This window comes from Gracilibacillus caseinilyticus (genome assembly GCF_022919115.1).
GTDB classification, from domain to species: domain Bacteria; phylum Bacillota; class Bacilli; order Bacillales; family Amphibacillaceae; genus Gracilibacillus; species Gracilibacillus caseinilyticus.
The window spans coordinates 1,825,815-1,840,523 of record NZ_CP095072.1 but is presented as its reverse complement, the minus strand read 5'-3'; the positions used below and the strand labels follow the sequence as shown (position 1 = coordinate 1,840,523).

The following is a 14,709-nucleotide window of genomic DNA, read 5'->3' as shown; positions in this document are numbered from 1 at the left end:
ATTACACCTCTTGCTTCACTTTATTGCTATAGGCAATTAAGTTTTCTAATTTTTGCAAGGCGGCACCAGAATCTATCGACTCTCTGGCTAACGCTACTCCCTGCTGAACAGTTTCTGCTTTTCCATTCGCAAAGATGCCAAGACCAGCATTCAATATAACCGTATCACGGTGCGGACCTGCTTTCCCTTCTAATACATGACGTAATATTTGTGCGTTATCGTCGGCATCGCCACCTTTGATCGCCTCGTTATCCACGACAGATAATCCTACCTCTTCAGGATGCAGTGCGAATTGCATAATTTCTCCTCTTTCTAATAATACTAGATGATTGTCACCCGCTAAAGAGGCTTCGTCCATATGACCTGCTCCATTTACGACTAATGCTCGTTTGCGGCCTAACTTATGCAAGACATTCGCCATAATATCAAGTGAGTCACGACGGTATGTTCCTAGCAGTTGTGTAGTTAATTCCACTGGATTGGTTAACGGTCCGATTAAATTAAAAATCGTCGGTAAGCGTAATTCTTTACGTGCTTTCATCACTCGTTTCATAGCCGGGTGTACGTTCGGCGCGAATAAGAAGGCAATATCATTTTCCTGTAAGATTTCCTGTGTCTGTTCAGGGGTAAAGGTAAGGGATACACCAAGACGTTCTAACACATCGGCACTACCTGTTTTACTCGAAATACTGCGGTTTCCGTGTTTGGCAACGGTAATCCCAGCTCCCGCAATGACAAAGGCAGATGTGGTACTAATATTAAAGCTTTGCGATCCATCTCCACCTGTTCCGCAATTATCCATCGCACCTAATACTTCCTGCGGCAGCTTCAGTGATGACTTTTCCCTGATCACATTGACTAAGCCGGTAATTTCATCCGATGTTTCCCCTTTTGCTTTCAATGCAGTCAAGAAACCGCCAATCGCAATATCGCTTGTGTCTTCCGCAAACATATGACGAGCTGCCAATTCCATTTCTTCCAAGGTCAGATCTTCTCTGGCAATCACCTTATTTAAAAAATCCTTCATGATATTTTCTCCTTTCTTATCGCTTCAAAGAAGTTATTTAACAACTTTTTCCCTTTCCCTGTACCGATTGATTCGGGGTGAAACTGTAAACCATAAATCGGTAAATAAGTGTGCTTGACAGCCATGATTTCCTGATCATCCATTGCTGTCGCTGTCACTAACAGGTCACTTGGAATCGTGTTTTTTTCAATGACTAAAGAATGGTATCGCATTACTTCCAACGGCTGTTCCAAGTAATGAAAAATTTCATCATTTTGATGACGAATCATCGATGTTTTGCCATGTTTGATTTGACCGGCATGTGCGATGGTTGCACCAAACGCTGCTCCAATTGCCTGATGACCTAAACAAATGCCTAATATCGGAAATTCTGTTGACAATTGCTTGACAACATCAATGCAAATACCTGCTTCTTCTGGTGTACCAGGACCTGGTGAGAGGATAATGGCTTCCGGCTCTTTTGCTCTGATTTCGTCCAACGTTATTCTGTCATTACGGACTACCTCAACTTCCTTGCCAAGCTCTGAGACGTATTGAAATAAGTTATAAGTAAAGGAATCATAATTATCGATTAAGAGAATCATTTTTTACTTACCTCCAATAATGATTTGGCTTTATTTAACGTTTCTTGATATTCCGACTCTGGGTTAGAATCATAGACAATACCTGCTCCTGCTTGCACATAGGCGTTCTTGCCTCTAATCACCATTGTGCGAATGGCCAAAGCTAAATCAAGATCACCGTTCATATTGATATAGCCGACTGCACCGGCATAGACGCCGCGTTTCTTTTCTTCCAGGTCATTGATAATTTGCATGGCCCGGATTTTCGGTGCACCTGATACGGTTCCAGCTGGCAAGGCTGAAATCAATGCATCCAGTCCGGTGTATTCTTTAGTCAATTGTCCATGCACTTCAGAAACGATATGCATGACATGCTGATAACGTTCAATCATCATATATTTCGGAATTGTAATCGAACCAATTTCACAAACACGGCCAAGATCATTCCGGCTTAGATCTACTAACATTTTGTGTTCAGCCAGCTCTTTGTCATCTCCAATCAGATCTGTTTCGAACTGACGATCCTCCTCTTCTGATGTTCCTCTTGGTCTCGTGCCAGCAATTGGATTGGTGACGACTTCTTCACCAGTTGTTTTAATCAAACTTTCCGGTGATGCACCTAACACAATGTAGTCCTCAAAATCGATGAAATACATATAAGGTGATGGATTGGCAACTCTTAATTTTCGATAAAAAGTAAATGGATCAGCATCAAAGCTTGCTTTCATCCGCTGCGATAAAACAACCTGAAAGATATCACCGTCAATAATATGCTGTTTTGCTGATTCCACCATTTGTAAGAATCTTTCTTTTTCAATCGTTGGTTGGAAGCTGACATGCAGTGCTTCATCTGTCATCGTCGTCTCCGGTGTCAGAATCTGATCCTGCAGCTGATAGAGTTGCTGTTCTAATTGTTCATCATGCCGTGTTTCGTCTAAGTTAATGGTCATGACCGTCACTTCTTGTTTCTTATGGTCAAACACGATGACATCCTGATAAAACATCATGTGCACATCCGGCATCTCGATTTCGTCTTCCAGCAAGGTACCGATATCTTCATATTGCCTGATCGCATCATAGCCGATATAGCCAATTGCCCCACCGTAGAAAACAAATGGTAACGGCAATTCCTCATTTGGTATATGTGCTTTGACTACTTCCAGTGGCAGCTGCTGGATCGTGTCTCTGCTGTCATTGGTATAATCAATGATGGTTGTTTGTGCTTTCGTACCAATGATTTCTTTATAAGGGTTAATACCGATAAAAGAAAACCGCCCTTTATCACCATGACTGACGGAGCTTTCCAGTAAGAATTTCTTCTTTCCTTTGATGCGGTTAAAAACGGAAATCGGTGTGATCGTGTCACCATTTAATATAGTAGATTTATAATTAATCATCTTGTTCGACTCCTTTTTGATCATTTTTAAGCATATATGTTGATCTTGCCTTACGTTCTATTCATGAAAAAAAACGCCCCTATTCCTTACGCTTGTGTAGGGAATAGGGACGGTTTGGGTTCCGCGGTGCCACCTCTATTTGAAGGACTATCATTGTTGACAGCCTTCCGCTCTTGATCGGTTAACGGTGATTAGCCGGCGGGCTGTACTATCATTTCCAGCACACTCTCAAAGGTCCATTCCAACTTCCATGTATGCCGGGTTTTCAGCCTCCCCGGCTCTCTTTGATACAGCGGAAAATCGTACTAATCCTTCTCATCGATTTCTTTATTTTATACGATCTGAATTTTCACTACGTCGAGCTTCTGTTTTGTTAACATGTGATACTTTCCTGTATAAACAAAAAGGGCTCCCCCATCCATAAAAAGGACGAGGAAACCCGTGGTACCACCTTCATTAGCTGATTCGTTCAGCTCACTTATCACGCCATATTTAGCGCTACCCCTTTGCAACGAGTGGGAATCTCGCCAAAGCCTACTAGAAATTCGTTCGGTTTGGGGCTCAGAAGTCCATTCACTATTCCAGCACGCTGATTCACACCAACCATCAGCTCTCTTTAGTGCTAAAGAAAAAGCTACTTTTCTTCGTCAAAGCCAACACGTTATGAAATGTTGTTACTATCATAGTACGGTCTTCATCTTTTGTCAATGCCTTTTGATTATTTTTCTGAATATTTACACAATATTAAAATTCGACGATTTCTTCCTCGATTTTCTGACCAAGATGTCTGCCCGGTTGATCTACTTTTACTAAAATCCGGTCACCAGCCTGTAATGAGATTGCTTGTTTCTCCCCTTCATTAACAGCATAAACATGGACACTATCTGCTTCTTGCAGTGTCGCAGAGATCTCTGTGTCACCAACTTTTGCAACGACCCTCATCAATCGCCTCTTCTCCACTTTCACTCGACCGATCGCAATTTCTCTAACCTCACCTTGTTCATTATAGACAGACATTAATTGACCTGGTTGTAATTCTGCTAAATAAGCAGTAGTATCCTCATCTTTTAAGGCATAGTGATGAATCGCACCACTATTAATCCGAAAAGGCCTGGCAGGATATGTATCAGTAGAACGGTTTTCCGCTAACACAAATACGTAACCATGTCCTGTATTCCCAAGTAAAATTCCTTCTGTCGGGGAAAGTCCATCCACAAAATCCAGGCAAACTCTTGATCCTTCTCCAATTGATTCCACTTTCATAATTTCTGCTTCCTGAAAATATGTATCCATTCTTTTCCCTCCCATACACAAATTTGTGACAAATTTCCACAGAATTTATATAGCTATTATACGGTTTATCATATACAATATAGCTTAGATTGACAAACAAATGGGAGGGGTAACCTATGAGAAAATTATTAGTAGTGTTATTTCTTCTATTAATCACCGGCTTCAGTGTGATCGGCTATACGAATGCCGACCAATCATTAAATGATGAGGTGTATCAAACGGAGCAAGATCAATAGGAGAAAACAGAAGGCTGTTGAAGCGAATTCAACAGCCTGATTTGTACGGTAGGAAAGTATAAAATTTTAGCAATGAAGAAGTGCGACGTAGTGAAAATTTTGAATGTACCAAGTATAAGAAAAACTTCGGTACTCGCTAATAAACGAGGCGAATGCCGAGTTTTTCTAATTTTACCTTTTCAAATCTACTAAATCTTTAATTTTTACAGCTTGACCAGTTGCTAATGATTGATTCCCGGCAATACCTGTCAGGATCGAAATAGCGCCATCAACATGTGATGCTGCCCGCTGGAATTCATCTTCTTTCGGTTCGCCGAATAGATCATTTAACAATTCAGGATCACCACCGCCGTGGCCTCCTTCTTTCTCTTCCACTTCTACCTCATACGGTTCGCCAAACATTGGCAGGACACGAATCACTTTCTCTTTCAATTTTCCTTCGTCCCCTTTTTCTCCACCGGAATTAATATAGGATTGTTCTCTTACTGCTACTTCGATTCTTCCCTTTGTTCCGTTAAAAGCAATTTGGAATCCTTCCCAAGGTAGGTACGCGTTTAAAGAATACGTTAAAATCGCTTTATTTTTATAAGTGACATTGACACCTAATGTATCTTCAATATTAATCCCATCACCAAACACACTCTGGTCACGGTGATAGCCGTCTTCTTTCTCAGCATCTAAATACATTGCTTTTAAGTGCGGATTGGATTCCATATCAATTGCGAATGGATCGTCCTTCGCGTATTCACTGCCATGTGCCCGTTCATAAAACTTAGTAACACCGCGCTCTTCGGCATTTTCTTTTCCATAAAACTGTAGTCCACCTGTAGCGTATACCACTTCGGGCTCTGTATCAAGCCAGAAGTTGACAAGGTCGAAATGGTGGGTTGATTTATGAACAAGTAATCCACCGCTATTGCGCTTATCACGGTGCCAACGACGGAAATAATCAGCGCCATGCTGTGTATCTAATGCCCATTCGAAGTGAACGGAATTGACTTTTCCAATGACGTCATCGCGAATCAGTTCACGAATCTTGGTATTATGTGGTGCATAACGATAATTGAATGTAACCCTAACATTTTGTCCCGTGCGTTCAATCGCATCAATAATGGCTTGTGTTTTTTCTGCATCGACTGTCATTGGCTTTTCAGTAATGGCATCACAGCCCAATTCCAACGCTCTGATGATATAACGGTGATGTGTTCTGTCCATGGATGTAACGATGACGATATCTGGTTTCTCGGCTTCTATCATTTCATCGAATCGATCTGCTGTATACGTATTGATTGCTTCTACATTATATTTGTCTACTAACAATTGATTGGCATAATCGAGTCTTGTTTGATTGGAATCACAAAAAGCTACTAATTCACTTGTTTCCTGAAAGTCTCTTACTAACGAACCATAAAAGAATTCTGCACGTCCACCAGTTCCAACTAGGACATATTTTTTCTTCAAATCGAACACTCCCAATGTAAGTTTTTGTAATCGTTTGCAAATTTAAATAACAACGTTGTTAAGATTATAAGATATTTATCCAAAAATAGCAACTCTTAATCTGTGAAATGTTTTAAATGTTTTTGAATTTATTTGTTTTAGAAGATTTAGAGAAGAAAGAACAGGAACTGGGATGCAGCAGATGTATCTATGCTAGACAAGATAAAAATATCCGTGCATCACTGGAAAACACAATATCTGTCCACAACAATTAAAAGTACTCATGAACGTAAAGCAGCCTCGTTTCAGCTTCTTCCCCCGAACTAAAAATATATAGGTACCTATAATGCGTCTTAAGCAAAAATTGTTGTCATTCGGCTTTAATGAGGTAATCATATACTTTCTGGTGATCAAAAAAACTTCTCTGCCTAAAGGACAGAGAAGTTTGTTCCATTAATCTAGTGTAAACACTTGTGAGATTGGCTGCATGGAGCTTGATTCTACATTTTTTCCACGCCAGGTCATTACTTTCACTCGGTGGTTGGTAACATCGTTTGGTAAATCGAGACTCAGTTCCAGCGATTTTTCTTGATCAGCTCCTAAGGTGACTGCCTTCTCTTTCCAATCGATCATCTGATTGTCTTCGTTATATAACGCAATAATAGCAGTCAGTTCTTCCTCAGCCTCTGAGCCATTTTTCAAAGTGAGCTGCGTAGTTAACGTCTCATTTGCCATTAATTTATCTAGATTAAACTGTTGGTCTACACGAATTACCGACATATCGCTTACTTCTACAGTTGCTGAGACATCAACAGTCGGTCCGTTTACCAGTCCATCACCGCTTGGAATACCGAATGCTGGTGTTCCATCCTCGTTCCACTCTAATACTTTCACTCGTGTATGACGATTGGGATCATATAATGGATCGCCCTCGATTTCTTTGTAAGAACGAGCATGATAAACTAAGATATCTGTTTCACCATCTTCTGCCACAGTAAAAGTACTATGACCCGGACCATATTGGCCTGTCGATTCATTACTTTCCATTACAGGTTCTGGTGACTTCGTCCAGGAAGCTGGATCCATCATATCACTGTCTTCATCTGCTGTTAGAAGGCCTATTTTATAATTACTATCTGTTGCACTAGCTGAATACGAAATGAATATTTTCCCATTTCTTTTCATGACATCAGGACCTTCGTTCACCCAAAAGCCAATACGTTCCCACGCATAATCCGGTGTTGATAAAAGCACTGGTTCTCCTTTTATCGTATAACCATTTTCCATTTCAGCCATGTATAAATTAGAAGCCCCTCCATCTTTTTGTGCCCAAATGTAATATCGTTTGCCATTATGCTCAAAAGATGTGGCATCTAATGAAAACGTAGTAAAAGAGAATGTATCTTCAGCTGACTTCTGTATCATACCTTTTTCTACCCAGTCACCTTCCATTGGATCCGCACTAGTATTCTCTAATGCATATGGTCTAATGCGCCAAATATCATCTGAGGCACCCGCTGCATAATAAATATACCATTTATTATTAACATAATGAATTTCTGGTGCCCAAATATGTGCGGCCTGATCCCCAGATTCGTGTGCTTCCCAAATAATTTTTTCTTCAGCTGTCGCCAAGCCTTCAATCGTTTTCGCCTTTCTCATAATGATCCGATTATATTCAGGGACCGAGGCAGTAAAATAATAATTGCCATCTGTATGTTTATAAATATTAGGATCGGCACGCTGTTCTATTAATGGATTAGAATACATGTATTTAGCTGCTGTACCAGTTACCGTAAATGATCCTGCATTAGAATATTGTGCTGGATTCATCTCACTCCAGTCTACTGCGATTTCATCGGTCATACCATTTGTGTAATGTGCAGTGACAGTGGATGGCAATTCAGGTTCCACACCGATGTTCGTTTTCAGTTGTACATCCTCAGTATAGTCTAATTGTGCGACATGTATTACAGCTTTTGCACGAATATCTGTACCATACACGGTACCACTCAATGTATATGGAGATTCCTCTTCTGTTAATTGACGACTATCGATCATTTCCCATTCTACTTTTTGACTGCCTATCGTTCCATCATAATACGTTACCTTCACTGTTTCTGGCAGTGCAGGCGGATGATTTGGTGGTGTAATCGCGGTTACTTCTTCGATTGATTTCATATTATCAGCCAATACATGCACATCGAAAGACTTCGTTTGACTTACCTTTCCACGCGAAAATGTGGCGGTCATTGTTACTTTTGTATTTTGTTGATCATGTCCCGGTCTATTGACTTCTCCTGAATCATCGATAACTGCTGACTTATCAGATTTCCAACTGATTGCTACACCGTTTGTCGCATTACGGGGTAAATTAATATCATGGATGACTGCTGACATATCACCCAGTTCAAAATTCGCAACTGCTCTTGATACTGCTTCTTGGTCTGTTAACGATTCGTTGATTACTTTTTGAATCTCAGATTCTGTTAAGCCGTTATCATAAATACGAAAATCAGCAACTTGACCATCTAACCCTTTCCCTTCTACTTGCTCATGTGACATAGCATGAAAACCGATAAAACGGTTAGCATCTACCTCAATATCACTAGCATCAAGACCGATATCAATTGTTCCTTGAGAAATACCATTCAGATAATGAGTCAATTGTTGATCCTTAATCACTGTTGCTACATGTATCCATTCATTTTCTGTAATTGGATTCACTGTTAATTGTTTAAAGGATTCACCTGGCTGAAATAATTCAAGCATTCCATCATCTCTGCCTGCTTGCTTTAAGGCATAATTGATCGCATAACCTTGGTCCCAATTCCCAAACGCATACAATGATGCCCAGTCCTTCGCTGTATCTACTTTCATCCAACTGCTAATGGTTATGTTATCCACATCTTGAAAAAGACCTGCAGGCATCATTACATAATCTTGATCACCATCTAAATTTACTGCTCCCCCTTTTTCTGTTTCCATTAAGCTTGCATTATTAACGAGTGTGGCATGTCGATCGTTTCCCGAAACATCTAATATTGCTTTTCCTTGGGCTTGATCAAAGCTATACCACGTTATCAAATCTGCTTGAACATTTGCAGTAACATAAACCGTCGCAGAAACTGTTTCATTCATTCCTTCGATTGTGCCCTCTACGGTAAAGTGATTTCCCGCTTTGTCTAATTGCTCTTGCGAAATTTCTTCCCAAGTAACCGGAACTTGACCAATAGAGTTGTCTGAGTAAGTTACATCTATTTGATTTGGCAGATTGGGCTGATTACCTTGAAACGTATAGGTCACAACAGACTCTTTCTCCGTTATAGTCTGGTCAGAGCTTACAGTTACATTCGCTTTTGCTTTTAATGCTGTACCAGCAACCTTACCTTCTACGGAAAAACTGCCAGCAGTCTGATAATCTTCAAGAGCTACTTCATCCCAAGTAACAGCTACAGTATCTGTTACTTGATTCGGATAATGGACCGTGACCTCATCAGGTAACACTGGCATGGAACCCACTGCAGTACTAATGTTCACCTCGTCAATTTCACTAATGTTAAATTCAAAATCAGCTAAAGTACGAATTTCATTTAGCGATAAAGCCCGATTATAAATACGAAAATCTGAGACGAGCCCATCTAACCCTTTCCCTTCTACTTGCTCATGTGGCATGGCATGAAAACCAATATAACGATTGTGCGCTACATGAATGTCTCCAGCATCAATACCAATGTCGATCGATCCTTGCTCAATACCGTTAATATAATGATGTAATTGTTGGTCTTTAATCACAGTTGTTACATGTGCCCACTCTCCTTCAGTAATCGCACCTGTTTCCAAATTAGGAAAAGGATAGGAACCAAACAATTCAAGAGAACCATTTTTAGAATTCGCTTGTTTGGTGGCGTAATTTATTGCATAGTCCGTGTTTTCCTCATCAATAAAATTACCTAATGAATATACTGTCGCCCAATCCTTATGATTTTTTATTTTTACCCAAGTACTAATCGTTACGTCTTCCAATCCATCTAAAAGACCAGCAGGCAATAACGCATAATCTTGATCACCATCTAACGATAGTGCGCCACCTTTTTCATCATCAACTAGTGTTGCATCATTCATTAACTCACCATTTTGATTATTACCACTCTTATCCTCAATGATATTACCTGATGCATATTCAAAATCGTAATGTAACATTAAACCCTCATCCAACGTCGTCTCTTCTACCGCTAAGCTAGTCGAATTATTTACTGGAAAAGGACAAATAACTAAAGAGATCACCATCAAAAAAATTAGTAGTTTTTTCATTCGGTATTCTCCTTTCTTATATGAACAACTACAAACATCAAACCAGTCACAATTAGCAAGCCGCCAATCATTAGCAATTGAAATAGATTAGTAGCTGTATCTGGCAAATCATGATTTTCTTCTGTTTCATGATTCGTTTCTTGCTCCGCGTTACCTTTTCCTGAAGTATCGTTATTCGTGTCGTTCTTATTTGTTTCATTTTCTGTTTCGTCTTGTTCATTTTGGTTATCATTCGATCCACCTTCAGTTGAATCAGGATTACTTAACGTAAAACTAGTTTGGTAGGGATCGTTTTCGTTAATACCTAGTGATACAAGATATTTTCCAGCTGTCTGACTGTTCAACATGAAGTTTATTGCAAATCTACCGTCATCCGTTGAAGATACTTGATCAAGAAAATCAACTTCCCCCTCTGGATCAACTACTTTTATTGTGACATCGCCGCGCGAAGAATGACTAATAGATCCTGAAACTTCAACATCTTTGGTAGTAGAATTAGCGGAAATCGATACATCTTCTAGACCAAAAGAGTCCTCTTCTATCTGCTGTACTTCTACAGTTATCACTGTTTGATGGTTACCATCTAGCGAAGATAAAGTAACTGTAGTCATTCCTGCTTGTTTGCCTTTTAAGGTGATATCTGTTTTGTCTGATTGCTGGTCTGTTGATCCCACCTCGACAATATTCTGATTCTCCACATGAACGGCTATTTTGTCGTTAAGAGCAACCTTCGGTAATACCTGTGCAGATATCTCAGCAGTCGATCCAGCAATTATGGCAAGCGAATCTTGGGAAACGCTTACTTCTTTAGCATCAGCATTCTGTATTCGAAAGGTTGCATTTGATGGATCTGAAATGGCATTCTCTGCTTGGAGAGATAATACGTTACTGCTTGTTTTGGTCATATACAGTTCGTCATGTAAGGTCTTATAGGAACTCCAACTACTATCAGCCAACCCTTCCTCTTGTATAAATGTTGCGCGTTCTGCAAAACTATCTGTTCCATCATCTTTCGCTAGCGTGAGTGAAGTTCCGTCTCTCACCAAATAATTGCCAGGATTATTTTCTGATTGAAAAGACACAGAACCTTCTGTTTCCTCAGCAAGTCCTGCTACAACATGCCACTTAAAGTCGTAAGTATCTCCTTCTACAGGGTCAGCTCTTAATCCATTATCTAGATGGCGAACGAAGCGTGATTGATCAAATGATTGAATTGCATAACTATTCTCGTCAAAACCAGAGGCAGTCGGAATCATCTTTCGAATCGTTCCATCAGGATTATAGTGTAGTTTTTCGATGGAAACAGACCTTCTGTACTCGCCACCAGTTGGTAAAGCTGCCGTATGATAAATAAAATAACTTTGGCCTTGAAAGTCTAATATAGCAGGATGACTCGTTGCACTGCCTGGCAATGTATCCATTAACAGCCCTTGATATTCCCAGGGGCCTTCTGGACTATCACTTGTTGCATATGCCAATTCTTCTGGATAATTCATCGCAAAGCTTAAATAATATATTCCATTATGTTCATGTAACCACGGTGCTTCTGTAAAAGTGCCAGGAATATTCTGAATGTCGAGGCGATGAATGTCCCCCTCTAGTTCGATCATATTTTCTTTTAGCTTTGCATAATATAGATGCGTATTTCCCCAGTAAAGATAGGCTTGACCATCTTCATCAATAAATACCGTTGGATCAATGTCATCCCATGGTTCAGCCCCCATTGAAGCAGGATCTTCTGTCATACTTGCTGAAACTAATGGTTCATTCCGTGCATCCTCCCAACCAGATACAGGATCATCTGATTGCGCTACACCAATCGAATAGCCTGGATCGTCAGCATCCCCATTAAAAACCGTTACATACCAATAAAATTTTCCATTTCGCTCAATAACCTGTGAAGCCCAGGCAGAATCATTCTTTGCCCAAGAAAACGCTGTTCTTGGTAACGCTCCTTCACGCTTCCAATTGTTTAAATCTGTTGAAGAATAGATACTCCATTCCTTTAAAACAAAGAAATTACCATCTACAGCAGCTTCATCATGCCCGGTATACAAGTAGGCTTTACCATTGTGAGAAATCGCTGCTGGATCTGCTGAGAATTCATCTTTAATTACCGGATTATCTGCTTGTACAGATATAGCCGTACCTATGCTAACCGTCAAAAAAAAAGCCATCATTACAATTATTTTCTTATACATCTCCCATTTCCTCCCTTTCATTAGTTTTACTATTTGTCTAACAGAGAACACGCATGAACTATAACCATTCATGCATGTTCTACTGATGTTGAATCAAAGAAAAAATACTAGTGAATTTCTCCGCATCTTCAATAAGTATTTCCGTGAATGCTAATCAAGTATTACGTTCGATACCAATCATCCAGTTAACCGAATATATAGAGAAAACTATTATTGATTTCCTTGTTTCTTTTCACTTCTTAACACAATAACTCGTTGCAAAACAATAAATAACAGCAACAAAACGCCGATCGCGATCTTTGTCCACCAAGAACTTAAAGTGCCTTCAAACACGATGATCGTTTGAATAACCCCTAGAATTAGTACGCCCACTACACTACCTGCTACATAGCCTGCGCCTCCAGTTAATAAGGTACCGCCAATTACTACAGCGGCAATCGTATCTAGCTCCATACCATTTGCATGTAAACCATAGCCCGATAACATGTAAAATGTGAAAATTAATCCAGCTAACGATGCACAGAAACCGCTGAACGTATAAATCAACACTTTCGTCTTTCCTACTGGCAGACCCATTAGCATAGCCGATTGTTCGCTACCTCCAATGGCATAGACAGTACGACCAAATTTGGTAGAATGACCAATGAAGACTGCAATAGCAACAATGATTAATGCAATGATTACACTTATCGAAATAAAGGTATCCCCTGGCAAAGGGATACGTGTACTTGCCATATAACTGAAAAAAGGGTGATCAATGGCAATCGTCTCTACACTAATGACATAGCTAAGCCCTCGTGCGAGAAACATACCTGCTAAGGTGACAATAAATGGCTGCAGATTATAAAAGTGAATAAGTGAACCTTGAACGAGACCTAACACCGTTCCAATTAACAAACTTATTGGTATAACAATGAATGGGGACCATTGTGCAGACATAGTTAGACTTGCTGCAACCATACTTGTTAAAGCAATGACAGAACCAACAGATAAGTCTATCCCACCAGATATAATGACAAAGGTCATTCCAACTGCTATTACAATAAGAAAAGCATTATCAATGAATAAATTAAGAAAAACCTGTGCGGAAAAAAATCCGGTATATCGAACAGAACCAAAACTAAACATGAGAACAAACAAAGAAATCGTTGCTATTAATGGTAGTTGTTTATAATCCAGTGATAATCGGTTGATCATGGTAAAGTCACACCCTCTCTTGCTTTTTGTTCTCCTTTACGTTTTACTTTTCCGATTCCAAATACTCTTTTGCGGAATTCTGGCGATTGTAATAAGCAAACAATCAAGACAACAACTGCTTTTACGACCAGATTCGTCTCGGCAGGTACACCGATGGAATAAATGGTTGTTGTGAGGCTTTGTATGATTAACGCCCCAATTACGGTACCAATTAAATAGAAACGTCCGCCCATTAACGAAGTGCCGCCGATTACAACAGCTAGAATTGCATCTAATTCGAACCACAGTCCAGCATTATTACCATCTGCACTCATGACATTGGATGATAAAATCAAACCACCAACACCAGCACAAAAGCCAGAAAACATATACACCATCAGCATAATATTTTTGGAATTGATCCCAGCTAGTCGACTGGCATTTGGGTTCGACCCTACCGATTCAATGAACAATCCAAGTGCTGTTTTCCTTGTTAAAACAACTGCTAATATCAGAACAGCTGCTACAATAAAAACAGAGAATGGTAACGTAAATAAATAACCACCACCAATAAATGAATAGGGTTCATAATATACAGTTGTGATTTGACCACCAGTAATTAATTGCGCTATTCCTCGACCGGCTACCATTAATATTAAGGTGGCTACAATCGGCTGTACACCTATGCGTGATACCAATAGCCCGTTCCAACCTCCTACAAGTGTACAAATCAATAAAGTTAACCCAATTGCGATAAATATTGGAGCCAATCCCGCTCCTTCCGATCCCGCAATGCTCATAGAGCCGATTGCACCTGCCATAGCAATCACAGATCCAACACTTAAATCGATGCCTTTTGTAGCAATAACTAATGTCATACCAATCGATATCAAGATCAATGGTGCCCCACGATTCAAAATATCAATCAAGCTTCCCGTCAGATGACCATTTCTGACCTCCACGGAGAAGAAATTACTATCAAAAAATAAATTGATAAGCAAAATTAGTATTAAAATTACAATTGGCCAAAGCAGCCTAGATTTCATAATAGATTGGATCATT

8 protein-coding genes, 2 pseudogenes and 2 other annotated features are annotated in these 14,709 nt (G+C 39.8%); all 10 genes and pseudogenes read right to left on the bottom strand.

What is annotated here, in order from left to right; all coding sequences use genetic code 11:
- Nucleotide 1: 1 nt before the first annotated feature.
- A complete protein-coding gene (trpD, locus tag MUN88_RS08740) occupies nucleotides 2-1,027 on the bottom strand; it encodes an anthranilate phosphoribosyltransferase (RefSeq protein ID WP_244723393.1) in 1,026 nt (341 codons plus the stop codon).
- Nucleotides 1,024-1,611, bottom strand: a complete 588-nt coding sequence (locus MUN88_RS08735; RefSeq protein WP_244723392.1) for an anthranilate synthase component II — start codon at nucleotides 1,609-1,611, stop codon at nucleotides 1,024-1,026. Before MUN88_RS08735 ends, trpD begins: the two co-directional genes overlap by 4 nt.
- The gene (gene trpE, locus MUN88_RS08730) at nucleotides 1,608-2,987 is read right to left on the bottom strand and encodes an anthranilate synthase component I (protein ID WP_244723390.1); all 1,380 of its coding nucleotides are present in this window, start codon (nucleotides 2,985-2,987) and stop codon (nucleotides 1,608-1,610) included. Before trpE ends, MUN88_RS08735 begins: the two co-directional genes overlap by 4 nt.
- Before the next feature lie 102 nt (nucleotides 2,988-3,089).
- Nucleotides 3,090-3,315: a binding site (T-box leader), on the bottom strand.
- A 94-nt stretch (nucleotides 3,316-3,409) separates the two neighbouring features.
- Nucleotides 3,410-3,647 (bottom strand) — a binding site (T-box leader).
- Between the two features lie 84 nt (nucleotides 3,648-3,731).
- On the bottom strand, nucleotides 3,732-4,280 hold the full coding sequence (locus MUN88_RS08725) for a 3-dehydroquinate synthase II (RefSeq protein ID WP_244723388.1): 549 nt from the start codon (nucleotides 4,278-4,280) through the stop codon (nucleotides 3,732-3,734).
- 407 nt (nucleotides 4,281-4,687) lie between these two features.
- A complete protein-coding gene (locus MUN88_RS08720) occupies nucleotides 4,688-5,977 on the bottom strand; it encodes a Gfo/Idh/MocA family protein (RefSeq protein WP_244723386.1) in 1,290 nt (429 codons plus the stop codon).
- 807 nt (nucleotides 5,978-6,784) lie between these two features.
- A pseudogene (locus tag MUN88_RS08715) lies at nucleotides 6,785-7,927 on the bottom strand (family 43 glycosylhydrolase); the annotation flags it as partial.
- A gap of 84 nt (nucleotides 7,928-8,011) precedes the next feature.
- Nucleotides 8,012-10,081: pseudogene (locus MUN88_RS08710) on the bottom strand (LamG-like jellyroll fold domain-containing protein); the annotation flags it as partial.
- A 185-nt stretch (nucleotides 10,082-10,266) separates the two neighbouring features.
- Nucleotides 10,267-12,471 carry a family 43 glycosylhydrolase gene (locus MUN88_RS08705; protein WP_244723384.1) on the bottom strand — a complete coding sequence of 735 codons (2,205 nt, stop codon included), beginning with the start codon at nucleotides 12,469-12,471 and terminating at the stop codon, nucleotides 10,267-10,269.
- A gap of 210 nt (nucleotides 12,472-12,681) precedes the next feature.
- The gene (gene yjfF / locus MUN88_RS08700) at nucleotides 12,682-13,668 is read right to left on the bottom strand and encodes a galactofuranose ABC transporter, permease protein YjfF (protein WP_244723382.1); all 987 of its coding nucleotides are present in this window, start codon (nucleotides 13,666-13,668) and stop codon (nucleotides 12,682-12,684) included.
- On the bottom strand, nucleotides 13,665-14,708 hold the full coding sequence (locus tag MUN88_RS08695; protein ID WP_244723381.1) for an ABC transporter permease: 1,044 nt from the start codon (nucleotides 14,706-14,708) through the stop codon (nucleotides 13,665-13,667). Before MUN88_RS08695 ends, yjfF begins: the two co-directional genes overlap by 4 nt.
- Nucleotide 14,709: the final 1 nt, after the last annotated feature.